The organism is Carboxydocella sp. ULO1 (assembly GCF_002049255.1).
GTDB lineage: Bacteria > Bacillota.
Genome location: NZ_BDLQ01000125.1, coordinates 72,451 through 84,274, shown reverse-complemented (window position 1 = coordinate 84,274; position 11,824 = coordinate 72,451). Strand labels below are relative to the sequence as shown.

General features: G+C 46.0%; 13 protein-coding genes. All 13 read right to left on the bottom strand.

Annotated elements, in window-relative coordinates; genetic code table 11:
* Positions 1–550, bottom strand: a 550-nt coding sequence (locus ULO1_RS12980; protein WP_200806972.1) for a hypothetical protein, incomplete at its 3' end; no start/stop codon positions are given.
* Positions 551–933: 383 nt separating this feature from the next.
* Entirely contained in the window at positions 934–1,860 is a 927-nt protein-coding gene (locus ULO1_RS12975) for a cytochrome c3 family protein (protein WP_159446907.1), read from the bottom strand.
* 104 nt (positions 1,861–1,964) lie between these two features.
* Complete coding sequence (locus tag ULO1_RS12970) at positions 1,965–2,933, bottom strand: hypothetical protein (RefSeq protein ID WP_079933728.1); 969 nt, start codon at positions 2,931–2,933, stop codon at positions 1,965–1,967.
* Positions 2,930–3,589 (bottom strand): lipopolysaccharide assembly protein LapB, encoded by a 660-nt coding sequence (locus ULO1_RS12965; RefSeq protein ID WP_079933727.1) that lies wholly within the window; start codon positions 3,587–3,589, stop codon positions 2,930–2,932. Before ULO1_RS12965 ends, ULO1_RS12970 begins: the two co-directional genes overlap by 4 nt.
* Before the next feature lie 21 nt (positions 3,590–3,610).
* Positions 3,611–5,062, bottom strand: a complete 1,452-nt coding sequence (locus ULO1_RS12960; protein ID WP_159446906.1) for a cytochrome c3 family protein — start codon at positions 5,060–5,062, stop codon at positions 3,611–3,613.
* 204 nt (positions 5,063–5,266) lie between these two features.
* Positions 5,267–6,454, bottom strand: a complete 1,188-nt coding sequence (locus ULO1_RS12955) for a NapC/NirT family cytochrome c (RefSeq protein ID WP_079906198.1) — start codon at positions 6,452–6,454, stop codon at positions 5,267–5,269.
* A 20-nt stretch (positions 6,455–6,474) separates the two neighbouring features.
* A complete protein-coding gene (locus ULO1_RS12950) occupies positions 6,475–7,494 on the bottom strand; it encodes a NapC/NirT family cytochrome c (protein WP_078664881.1) in 1,020 nt (339 codons plus the stop codon).
* Positions 7,495–7,596: 102 nt separating this feature from the next.
* Entirely contained in the window at positions 7,597–8,631 is a 1,035-nt protein-coding gene (locus ULO1_RS12945) for a polyprenyl synthetase family protein (RefSeq protein ID WP_107753566.1), read from the bottom strand.
* Between the two features lie 35 nt (positions 8,632–8,666).
* The gene (gene tatA / locus ULO1_RS12940) at positions 8,667–8,888 is read right to left on the bottom strand and encodes a twin-arginine translocase TatA/TatE family subunit (protein ID WP_078664883.1); all 222 of its coding nucleotides are present in this window, start codon (positions 8,886–8,888) and stop codon (positions 8,667–8,669) included.
* Between the two features lie 5 nt (positions 8,889–8,893).
* Positions 8,894–9,592, bottom strand: a complete 699-nt coding sequence (locus tag ULO1_RS12935; protein WP_079933725.1) for a formate dehydrogenase accessory protein FdhE — start codon at positions 9,590–9,592, stop codon at positions 8,894–8,896.
* Between the two features lie 81 nt (positions 9,593–9,673).
* The gene (locus ULO1_RS12930; protein ID WP_078664885.1) at positions 9,674–10,336 is read right to left on the bottom strand and encodes a formate dehydrogenase subunit gamma; all 663 of its coding nucleotides are present in this window, start codon (positions 10,334–10,336) and stop codon (positions 9,674–9,676) included.
* Positions 10,326–11,135, bottom strand: coding sequence for a 4Fe-4S dicluster domain-containing protein (locus ULO1_RS12925; RefSeq protein WP_079906202.1), 810 nt, complete (start codon positions 11,133–11,135; stop codon positions 10,326–10,328). Before ULO1_RS12925 ends, ULO1_RS12930 begins: the two co-directional genes overlap by 11 nt.
* 1 nt (position 11,136) lies before the next feature.
* The coding region (locus ULO1_RS15275) for a formate dehydrogenase subunit alpha (RefSeq protein WP_242947965.1) at positions 11,137–11,824 on the bottom strand (688 nt) is incomplete at its 5' end.

The following is an 11,824-nucleotide window of genomic DNA, read 5'->3' as shown; positions in this document are numbered from 1 at the left end:
GGTTTACGTGGCAGTTGAAACATTGCTTGGCGGCCAAATCTGCTACCGGATCGGTTGTGGCCTTAGCAGCATCCACTACAGCTTTCACATCTGCTCGAACTGAACCGCCGTGACAGTTGGCGCAATCATTAACCTTGCCTAAATGCTCCTGGTTGAGTTTGTCAATATGGCACTGACTGCAATTCAATGAGATAGGGCCAGTTGGAGTACTTAGCTGATCAGGGAAAACAGTTTGGTGTTTGGCATCAAGGTCGCCATGACCGGCCAGCCCAGTGGTATGGCAATTGAAACACAAGTCACTGCCATCCGCCCGCTTGCGTACAATATTAGTCCAGGTCCCATGACAGGAACTGTTAGTACAGGATAGCTGAACCTGGCCAAATACTTTCCCGTCAGCTGCATACTCAGTTGTGGGAGGATAGGCAGAAGTACTATGGGTCGCATGATTTACCGTACCGTGACAGGTATTACATGAGACCTGCCCATGACAACGGTTACATAAATTGTCAGCACTTTGTCCGTTTAATCCAGCATGGTATTGGTGTAACAAATAAGGCACTGTATCAGGCGAACTTATCGATTGAAACCACCCATATGGGGTTTGAACAGAAGCCATATGTGACGAATAGTGGCAGGTTTGGCATGCTATATTTTTCACAACCGCGGCTGTTGGAAAATTGTTGACAATATTGTCATGGCACAAACTGCAATCTGAACTGACTGTCATTACGGCATCAGCTTTGGGTAATACTAGCAATAAAACAGCAATACAAAACAGAAAAGATAGAAATATTTTTGCTGGTAATCTCCGTTTTAAAGATAAAACAAACATATGAAGTATTTCTCCCCCCTTCCAAAGTAACAAATTCAAATTATGAAGATGATAAGCTGGCGAGGAGCACTATACCCCCCGCCAGTTCACATCAATTCATATTATAAGCCAGAACCGTTCTGGGACGCAGCGCCATGGCAGTTGTAACATACACCGCGGTTGCTCATGCGCAACAAAGCTGTAGAAGAGCTGGAACCGCCTCCATCTCTGTTCCAGGAGGTAGTAGAAACTTTGTCAGTACCATGAGCTCGGTGACAGCTTAAACAAACCAATTGGTTTTTACCTGCTGCAGGAGTAGCATTGAAGTTAGCAACCGGTGTTCCTGTTGCCATAGAATAATCGGTCGGCAAAGCTGCCAGGGACACACCCATTGCGTGACGATACATCCCATAACCATCAGCAGTATGACCAGAACCAGCAGTTCTGTTAAACTTCCCATGACACCCAGCACACCATTGGTTGATTTTTATATCATAGGAAGTAGGTCGATGGTCAGCATCCAGTGGGAAATAAACACTAATATTTACGTTAGTTCCCAGTAAGGTGCCCCGGAGCAATCGTCCGTTGGTAGTGTTATCACCATGGGGATCGTGACAGGAACCACAACGGAGACCACCGGTAAGTCCCAGCGCAGTGCTGTTACCGGGAATCTGAGCAGCAGTTAAATCAGTCCCGGGAGTAGTCAGGTTTTCCACATCATGTCTGGATGTCCCGGCATAATTTGCAGAAGCAAAATCAAACGCTCCAGAATAGGAAACAACAAACCCGGTACCAGTAGCGTCAGTGGTACGACCAGACTCAACATCATAGGGACTACCTGCACGGGCCTCATCATGGCAACCATAACAGAAGGCTGTTTGAGTACCGCCAAACTTCAGCAATTTAGCAGCAGAGGCAGCGTGAGTCACGTGACAGCTACCGCATGCTTCTGTTGTCACTGAAAAACCAGTATGAACATTGGCCAAAGCGACTTCAGCCCCCACTAAAGTGGTAAACATAGTTACTAGCACAACTATAAATTTTTTCATAGGTTTCACCCTCCTTCCTAAAATAAATATTTTAGCAAAGTTTCGTGCAGTCATTAGGTCTCACCTCCTTCCACAAAAATTTTATTCTTTATCTAAACAAAAACTTAAGGTATCTGATAAACTACTACTATATTACGCGAACGGTCACATACATACAGTCGGTTTTTGTCATCAATGAAAATACCATTTACAACGGTTAAGTTATCATCCTTTGTTGCTACATAGTCAACTACAATTTGTTTTTTTCCATCATTGCTAACGCTTAGCACATTGCCAGCAAGCATATTTGACACCCAGAGCTGTTTTTTGTTGTCTATTGCCAATCCTCGCGGCACGGCAAAAGCACTTTTCTCGCCGTGTTTGTTTTTATCCCATACATCTAATAACTTGAGGCTGTTCTTATCATAAACCTTGATCCGATAATTGTCAGCATCAGCAACATAAAGTTTATCATCTATTATCTTTAAACCGTGAGGATAATAGAGATCATCTCTACCCTCACCTTTTTTCCCTACAGCTGCAACCAGTTTGCCGATGGGATCGAATTTTAGAACTCGATGCGCCCCTATATCACTAACATAGACAGAGTTTCCATCAACTTCGATGTTAGCTGGACGCATGCTTGTTTTCTCAGCAAAATATCCCTTAAATTGACCATTTGGATCAAATATAACTATTTTGTTTATTCCCAGATCTGCTACTAATAAATTTCCATTAAGAATAGCCATTCCGTATGGATATTGCAATGTCTTATTCCCAATCTTTTTTATTTCCTTAATTTTGGCCCCTGTGTAATCATAAACTACAACACGCCGATTGCCTGAATCTGAAACAAATATTTGGTCTTTATAGACAAGCACTTGGTTTGGTGTTTTCAAACTATCATTGCCAATTCCATATATTGTAAACAAATACTTGGGAGCTTTTATTTCGTTATCAAGAGGTAAACGCGCAGTTATTTCTGAAACAGGATTGACTTTTTTCAGATAAAACCAGGCAAAGACAGCTGCCACAATTAATATCAAACTTAAGATAACATTAATTAATACTGGCAAACTAATTTTATTTTTCATTTTTCTGCTCCTCCACTCAATTCGCTTAAAAATTGTCGTGCTTCTTGATAGTCAGGAGCCAAGCGCAATGCGCCTTTGACTGCAGTAATTGCCTTATCATTTTGTCCCATACCTTTATACGCCTTTGCCAGCATCAGGTAAGCATCAGCTGCACTCGGAGCAATGTCTACACATGCCTTAAATCTTTCAACGGCTTTGTTATATTGTTTTGTTTCCAGATACGCATACCCGAGATTATAATTCAGTTCAAAATCTATGATACCGCCTTGTAACTGTTTTTCCAGATATGCGATAGCCTTGTTATAGTCCTTCATCTGTATATAAGCTAAACCAATGTTATACGCAATTTGCCTGTTTTTGGGGTCTAGTTTTTCAGCATTTCGCAATACTTTTAATGCAGTAGCAGGATCACCCTTACGTAAATATACATAAGCCAACAGTAAATGATTTTTAACATCTTCAGGATCTTGCTTCAGTTTTTCCTGTGCCTGCTGCAATTCATAAGCATAAGGGTCAGGCATCTTTACAGGCTGCCAAAAATATTTTTGTCCTATCCAATACAAAACACTTATAACTATCAATACTGAAACAAACACAGAAATAATCGCTACTGGCAAACTAACAGTTCTACTGGTGTCTGTTTGTAAATTAGCCATAAATATGCCTCCATTTGCTTATTAGCCATGAATTTTACGAACTATTTTCTTCTTTCCTAACTCATCGATACTATGACACTTTAAACACAAACCATCCTTAGGCAATCTGGTAAATTTCTTGTTATAGTTACCGTGAGGATCATGACAGCTGCTACAGTGCATTGGCCCCCCTCGCCAGGGATCTGTATACGAAGGCCCTACAGGATGTTGCCTTGCTTTAAGAACTGTTTTACCATGACAAGTCTTACATGTATCTTCCTGAGATTGTGCAAATAGCGGCTTATAAGGCGCTCCATGTGGAACGTGACAATTGAGACAACTTCCTTTTCCGCCTTTCCCTTCTGCTTTTGTTGCATGCGCCAATTGCATAAATGTATCACGCAAGCCACTATGACAAGTGAAACACAACTCATTGCCCGGTGCTATAGTCATCCTTTTGCCCGGTCCAGAATGAGGATTATGACAACTAAAACACTCAATCCTACCCGTATCAACCGGGTGATGAGAGGGCATACTAAAGTAGGATCGATACTTGCCATGACAGAGATAACACAACTGACTTCCTGGTTCTAAAACCAAACTCTTATTGTAAGACCCATGCGGTGTATGACAACCGGTACATTGTCCTTTGGCAAAGGGAGGATGCTGATAACCAACCTTTGTTTGTTCTGCCTTATCTACATGACAGCTGAAACACAGCTTTTCTTTCGGATATCTCAACATCTTCTCGCCACTGGTGGCATGAGGACCATGACAGCCTATGCAGTTTCCCTCAGCATAAGGCTTATGTTTAACTGGCATACTTCTTTCAGCCAGGCGGTCATAATGGCAGGAAAAACAGAGTTTATCTCCTGGTAACTTGGTTAGACCTTTGCCTGTCGAGGCATGAGGGGTATGGCAGTCGGTACAATACCCTTTCGCAAAAGGCGGGTGTTTACTGGGCAAACCCGCATACCTCATCGCAACAGTATGGCAGGATTGACATAATTGTTGCTCTGGTATTCTCAGTTGCCTGGGGTAGTCAGATGCATGAGGATCATGGCAATCTATACAGCGCCCTTTAGCAAAGGGAGGGTGCTTAACCGGCATTGCCATTTCGTTTTTCCGATCGAAATGACAGGTAGCGCACAGCTTATCAATCTCAACTACAAATTCTTTTTTACCACTACCTACGGTATGAGGGACATGACAGTCTGTGCACTGCCAGCGCACAAAAGGGGCATGTTGATATTTCTTGCGAAAATCAGCACTTTTATCGGAATGGCAGGTGCCACATACTTTGCGGTCACCTTCACCACTTTTTCCTAGTTCTTTTGCTCCATCAGTATTTAGCAAACCATCTATCTGAACCAATCCAGCCAGCTTTTCTATTCCATTCTGGAGAAGCTGTCGGCCGGTATCGGTAATTAACATGGTAACAACTAGAGCCACCGCTGTAATAATCGACACTATGTAACTCAGCCAGCGCCCCATGGAAATCGGCCCCTTTCTCCAACCAACCATCAGATTGTGATATTTATTACATTTTTCCTCATTTGTGGGCTGATCTCTGTTGCCAGCGGTGCCCTTCGCTTGTGTTTATTTTATCATTTCGACAAATATTGCAAAAATCCTTCCTTAGTCAGCCCTGCTTAAAAAATTTTATTAGATAAAGGGACAGCGTATTGCTGTCCCTTTTTAGGTTTTGCCACCATTGGTGTGACACCGGAAGCAGTTGGATGTATCGTGACACTCAAAACAGCGACCGGTACCAGTACCTTTTTCCTTCACATATTTAGGATGAATTTGACGCCAGTTAGACGGGTGTGAACTGGGCCCTTGCGGTTTACCGCTTTGTACCCCCCCGTTTTGATTGCTCCCACCTGTGAAAGTAGTTTGCCCTGGTAAAACCGTTGGTCCATGACATTTAGCACAATAAGTAGTGGTCGCTGTAGAATTGACTGCTGGTTTATTTTGATCATGACAGATGAAACAACCATCTTTATCCTTGCGAGCCGAATGTTTGTGGACTATCTTCCAGTCAGCAGTATGGCTTTGCGGCCATTTCCTGTGACAGGTATAACAGAAAACATTGCCCCGGACATAATCCCTGGTTGAGACTTTTGTGCCTTCCTGAGTTTGCAATGAGAATGAATGGCACTTATTACAGTAATCAATGTCCTTCATAGCCAGTCGGCCATGCTGATACCACCAGTCCTCCTGTTCATGGTTGGTAGGTATGGCAATAGTCTTATGACAGGCCTCACAACGAGTGGTAACATTCCGTTTGGTATGACATTCCAGACAGGTATTCATTTTGGGTTTGGCCAGCTTACCATCAGTCTGTTCTCTTGCTACTGTCTCATTCCAGGCCAGAAACTGAATCCTGTTAGTCACTTTCCGTTTGGCAATTTCCCCATGAGCTACACCGCTGTGGCAATCAACACAGTAAACCCCTTTGGCATCATGGCGATCATGGGGGATTATCAAGTCCCCGGAAACAGTGAACTGACGATTACCAGGCGAATGGCATTTCTTACAGGTATTATTGGGAATGGGATTTTCCATTTTAATCGGCCGTGGATAGGTACCGGTAAAGTGGAGGTAGACCTCTTTAACTGCACTGATTTTATGGATGAGCAGACTGGCCAACCCCGGCTCTATATGGCATTCGGTGCAACGAAATTGACGATGAGATGTTACTTGCCAGGTATAATACTCAGGTCTCATCTCATGACAGGATTGACAAAAATCCGGCTCCATCGTAATCTGGATAGCCCCTACTGTCGCAACCCCGATAAAAATCAGTAGTCCGCAGACCAGTATGAAAGCCTTTAACCGGTTTTCTGTCGTACTGAGGTCCAGCTTTAACCTCCACTTACCCATTATCGCCTATCCTCCTAATATTAGTGGCAACGGTCACAGGTAATGCGAGCCGGTGCCTGTGGTCCTTCTTTGCTGGTTTGACTGTGGCAGGCAAAACAGTTGTTAATGCCTTTAGCTGCCACTTGAGTTTTGTGCATTTTCCTCCACGTAGCCTCTTTATGGCTGGCAGGGGCCTGGCTGTGACAATTCACACAGTATTCATTGCCCCAGGCATAGGCAACGGCCTTATTGGTGTGTACCACCTGTTTTACAGTCATCCCATAGTTATGGCAGGACTTACAAACATTAATATCTTTTTCAGCATCTTTACCATGCTGCGGCAACCATGCTGCTACCGGTGTATGATTATCCGGAGTCTTGATGGTAGCATGACAGGTTTCACACTTGATGGATTGCTTGTTCTTCACATGGCATGCAATACAGTCGTCCATGTCTGCTTTAGTGAATTCGCGAATAGTCTGCTGTTTTCCGTCGTCTAATGTCCATGCCGCCAGATCGCCTTTTTTCACAGCCGTTGGTGACCCTTCAGTAATCATACCCCTTTCGGAAATCTTGCCGTGAGCCACCCCTGCGTGACAATCCACACAGTAGACCTCTGTAATTTTGCTCTCAATATGTCTGGTATGAGGGATCTTTATATCCCCGGAAACAGTGAATTTACGAGTAGTGATAGAGTGACATTTCTCACAAACGAAATTCTCAATTTTGTGTGACATTTTAATCGGAGTAGGATAAGTATTGGTAGCGTATAAATATAATTCCTTCATCGCCCCGATCTTGTGCTTGATCAGGTTAAATACACCGGGCTCTATGTGACACTCCGTACAGCGGATATTGCTGTGGGAGGTCGCCTGCCAGGTTCGATACTCAGGCTTCATGATGTGACAGGTCTGGCAAAACTCAGGGTACATAGTCAGCTGAATTGCCGTAACTGTAGCCACACCAATGAAGATAAGCAGACCGCTGACCAGAATGAACAGTTTCAGCTTATCTTCTGTCTTGCTGAGATCGAACTGCAGCCATTTTGGCCTCAGACCCATGAAAACTCCCTCCTTGTTATGACATTCACATTCTTGCAGCAATGGACGACGAATATATTCGCCGTCCTTCTCTACAATTCCTCTTTTTTGTAAGGAAAATTTTTAGTAATTCCGCCGATTTATGAAATGAGCCAGCTTCTCCAGCAAATCACGGGTTGGATTGACCGGGAGTATGGCCAATTCGCGCAAACCTTTCTCCACAAAGCGTCGACTGATTTCCCTGGTTTTCTCAATGGCACCAGCTGCTGAGATCAGCTGGATGGCTTCCTTGATTTCCTTTTCCCCTTTTTCGCGCGCAGCCAGAATTTCAGCCAGCCGGGAATTTTCTCCGTAGTATCTAAGGGCAAAAATCATCGGCAAAGTCATAATCCCCTGACGAATATCTCCACCTATGGGTTTTCCCAGTTTTTTCTGGTCAGCAGTTAGATCAAGAATATCATCGGTAATTTGAAAGGCCATACCAATATAGTGGCCAAAACGACCCAGGGCCCGCACAATCGCTCGTTCCGCTCCTGCTGCCAGGGCCCCACAGCGGCAAGATGCCGCAATCAACAGGGCAGTCTTCCTTTCAATCCGGTAGAAATAGTCCTTGATAGTTTGCCTGATATCAAAAGCAGTGAGGATTTGCTGGATTTCGCCTTCGCACATCTTAACACTGGTGGTAGCCAAAATGCCACTTATTTCCCTGTTACCGATACTATGAATCAACTGCAAGGAACGGGCAAAAATATGATCGCCGGCATGCATGGACATCCTGTTGCCCCATTTGGCCCGCACAGTAGGTAGACCGCGTCTTGTGCTCGAGGCATCAATCACATCATCATGGACCAGAGAGGCCATATGTATAAGCTCTAAAGCCACCGCCAGCGGTATCATTTTCTTGAGATCATAATTGCTAAACTTGCCCGAAATCAGGGCAAAAGCAGGACGCAAACGTTTCCCTCCCGCTGCCAGCAAGTGGGAAGAGGCCTCCTCCAGGACAGGAATTGGCCCTTTTACTGCTTCCTGCAGCTCCTTCTCTACCAGTTGCAAATCACTACTGATTTCACCAAAAATATTCCAGGTATTCATTAAATAGTTGCATCCTTTCTTCTCGTCAACTGCTTGGACACATAGATATATATATTCAATCTCCATCAAAAAATTCCTGCTTAGAAAAAAGACTGTCAGCCTTAGCCGACAGTCTTATTGCTGTCTCCTTCCGATTTGGGCTCATCCTTTACCGCTTCGGTTATTTCCTTTTGCACTTCCCGGGAGGCCCGCTTAAACTCATTGATACTTTTCCCCAGAGCCCTACCTACATCCGGTAATTTACCCGGGCCAAAAATAATCAGTGCCAGCACCAGAATGACAATTAACTCCGGCATACCCAGACCGCCAATAAAACCAAACATGAGACTTATTCCTCCTTCTGGTTGACAAAGTTGAGCGCTATTGATTCAGCATCCAGCAACCAGGGATGGACATCCTGCTTGCCAGTGCGCAAATCCAGAACCTTTAAAGAATATCCGCACTTCCTACAGCTATCCAGTTGCCAGCCCAGCAGTTCCTCGGCCTTGCGGTAATACAAGGTCTCATGGTCGCGATTACCACAGGCCGGACAGGCAAGAGCAGGATAATCCCAGCGGGTAGTGCAACTGCCACAAACCAGCTGTCTGGCCCCACCTGGTCCGCTCAGTACTGCCAGCAAAGGGATACTGCCACAGAGAGGACAGTGGGCGATATTATTTTTAGTTTCCAATTCCTTTTTTAGCATTTCTTTTTGTTGTTTAAGGATTGGATAGAAAATCAAGGTTCGCACCCAGGCAGCCTCCGTTTGCCCGGGTTGATAGGCCCAGAGGCCATTTATATCCATGGTTAGGAATTCCTGAAATAACCGCTGCCAGTCCTCCTTTTTCTCCGGCTTCAGTTCCTGTAAAAATGCCTGCCATCCCAGTAAATACTGGCGCCAGTCATCAGCATCTGCTTGCCAGCGGCAATCGGCCAGCAAAAAAGGCTGTCCCTCCATACTTTCTGCCAGTTCTACCTGTAGACTGACCGGGAGCTGATTTTCTGCAAAAGCCAGAATTCGTTTAACTACCTGCACTAATTCCTGCATTAGACATCCCTAACCTTTCTTTATAATTATCGCATAAACAGAAGGAAAAAACAAGGGAGGGTAATACCCTCCCCGGCAGGGTTAGCCCCGCATTTTCCCCTTGATCTCCTGATACCACAGGGGGTAATGGCTTTTGGCAAATTCCGCATCCACATAACCGCTCAACATACCGTTGATAGCCTCGTTGGTCTTGGGATGAAAAAGAGCCAAATAGGCATGACCGATCATAGCTGTAAAGGTCAGGACAAAAGCTAGATCATGAACGATCAGGGCCAGTTGCTGGGTTCCCTGGCTGAAGCCCTGGGGGAACCAGAGGATCAACCCGCTGATAGCCAACAAAGTGCAACCTACCAGCTGCAGCAAGGAGTTAACCTTTTCACCGGCATTGAAGCGGCCCTGGGGCGGTACTTCGACATGAGCTCCAAAAAACTCTTTGACAAAGGCACCAAAGAAGGCGAAATCATTGGCACCCCAGCGAAAAACATGGCTCATCCATTCTTTGAAACCTGCCGGATTGGCAAACAGCGAGAGAATCGGCAGGACAATAAACCCTACTGCTGCAATCCGGTGCAGAAGCCGGGCCCCTTGCATGCCTCCGAATAGAGGTGCCAGGAAGTCCAGGACATCCATGTAAATCAACATGCCAGTAAAGGCAAGGAGCAGGAATGTCACTGTATGGGACCAGTGGGCAAACCGGGCCACCGCCCCGAAGCGTAAAACCTTTTCCCCGCTTTTAGGCGCCATGGCTTTTCCCTCCTTTATCTACAGAATGGCTATTCTCCCGAATCCGGGTGAGGAAGGCGCTGACCGCCACAGCTCCCAGGGCAGCCAGAGGTAAAGCCTTGCCGATGGGCTGGATCACATCCTTCCAGGTGGTGAGAATGGCCGGAACCGATGGCTGTTTGGGCAAATCATAAAATTCCGGTGCTTTAGGCAGGAGATAGAAAACATTGGTCCCGCCCAGGAATTGCTCATCTAATCCATACAAGTTGGCTTCGGGATATAATTGCTTTACTTCTTCCAGCCGGGCTTTTGCCTTGCTGACCAGCTGGCTTCTTTCCCCGAACTGGACAGCTCCGGGCGAACAGGTTTTACTGCAAGCCGGGGTCAATCCTTCCGCTACCCGGTCAAAGCAAAGAGTGCACTTGCCCATTTTCTGCACTCCCTCATCCACTTTGGGAATACCGAAGGGACAATATTTAGCACAATAGCCGCAGCCAATGCATTTGTCGTAATCCCTGACCACCGCTCCGGTTTCGGTGTGGCTGAGGGCATTTTCCGGGCAGGCCTTGATACAGGCCGCTTCTGTACAGTGCATACATTGCCTTTTGAAGAAAAACCATTGCACCTGGCCATTTTCTTCAACTTCCTTGAATTTAATCAAATTATAGGTATGAGGCGTGGTATCCGGCATGGATTGCAAACCTGAGTAATAGGCCGTCTTCTCCCCCGGCAACTGATTCCAGCTTTTGCAGGCAGTCTGACAGCCCCGACAGCCGACACAAAGGGTCAGGTCGACAAACATGCTAAGTTTCTCTGCCATTCTACTCCGCCCTCCTTATATTGACCAAGAAGGCCTTGTATTCGGGAATCATGGTATTGCCATCCCCTACATGCGGGGTCAGCTTGTTGGCAATATCACCGGTAATCAGCCCCTGATAGCCAAAGTGCCAGGGCATCCCTACCTGATGAATGGTCTTGCCCATCACCGTCAGGGGGCGGAAACGTTTTGTGACCATAGCCCTTGCCTTGACCTGGCCGCGGCTGTTTTCCACGATTACCATATCCCCATCCTTGATCTTCAGTTCAGAGGCCAGAGCTTCCCCGATTTCCACCACCATCTCCGGTACCAGTTCCGCCTGCCATTCCAGGTTTCTGGTCATCTGACCGGCCTGCCAGTGCTCTGAGAAGCGATAGGTGGTAGCCACATAGGGATATTTGGCCGGATCGGATTGTTTATCCGGCTCCCAGACCTTGACAACCGGGTTCAGTTGTACCTTGGAGAATGGATTCTGAACCGGGCTCTCCCAGGGCTCATAGTGTTCCGGGAAAGGTCCTTCATTCATCTTATCCTTGGCGAAGAGCCAGGCCTTGCCGTCATCCTGCATGATAAAGGGATTGAGGAAGGCCGGATCATCGGGGCCAATTACCGCCTTGAAGTCAGGCACGTCATGGCCGACCCATTTCTTCTGCACAGCATCCCACCAGATGACAGCCTTGTCCGGATGCCAG